The 641-nt window shown below is 42.3% G+C and carries 4 tRNA genes; all 4 read right to left on the minus strand.

What is annotated here, in order from left to right:
* Positions 1-31: 31 nt before the first annotated feature.
* The 4 genes from ACJ2A9_RS23710 to ACJ2A9_RS23725 all read right to left on the minus strand — a co-directional run bounded on the left by ACJ2A9_RS23710 (position 32) and on the right by ACJ2A9_RS23725 (position 498).
* Positions 32-108, minus strand: a tRNA-Ile gene (locus ACJ2A9_RS23710).
* Positions 109-253: 145 nt separating this feature from the next.
* Positions 254-327, minus strand: a tRNA-Gly gene (locus ACJ2A9_RS23715).
* Between the two features lie 14 nt (positions 328-341).
* Positions 342-418, minus strand: a tRNA-Pro gene (locus ACJ2A9_RS23720).
* 3 nt (positions 419-421) lie between these two features.
* Positions 422-498 (minus strand) — tRNA-Arg (locus ACJ2A9_RS23725).
* Between the last annotated feature and the right edge of the window lie 143 nt (positions 499-641).

The raw sequence follows: 641 nt of genomic DNA on the forward strand, positions 1-641 counted from the left end.
CATAGGACTCTATACTGTGGAATAATCTATGTGGTGGGCCTAAGTGGACTCGAACCACCGACCTCACGCTTATCAGGCGTGCGCTCTAACCAGCTGAGCTATAGGCCCATATTTAATTTAGAATTTAGAATTAATAATTTAGAATTATTTTAGACATCTCAGTGAAGTATTTCAAGTAATTACTACAAAGCTTAACTATCAACCAATTCTAAATTCTACATTATAAATTCTAAATTATCTTTTTAAATTTTATTGGAGCGGGTGATGAGAATCGAACTCACGACCAGAGCTTGGAAGGCTCTTGTTTTACCACTAAACTACACCCGCATCTATTTTCTTCATGGTCGGGAAGACAGGATTTGAACCTGCGACCCCCTGGTCCCAAACCAGGTGCTCTACCAAGCTGAGCCACTTCCCGTTATGGCGCGCCCTGAGAGATTCGAACTCCCGACCTTTTGATTCGTAGTCAAACACTCTATCCAGCTGAGCTAAGGGCGCAGATGCTTATAATGATGCTTTTTCAAGAAGTACTATCCTGTTTCTTCCTCTTCTAGATCTACTCCGGTGTTAGATGCGTCGAAACAACTCGTAGAAACTCATCGATGTTATGCTCGTAGCTGAGCTAAGGGCGCAGATGCTTA

The organism is Anaerobacillus sp. MEB173, from assembly GCF_052119505.1.
In the GTDB taxonomy this organism is placed as follows: Bacteria; Bacillota; Bacilli; order Bacillales; family JBJMAU01; genus JBJMAU01.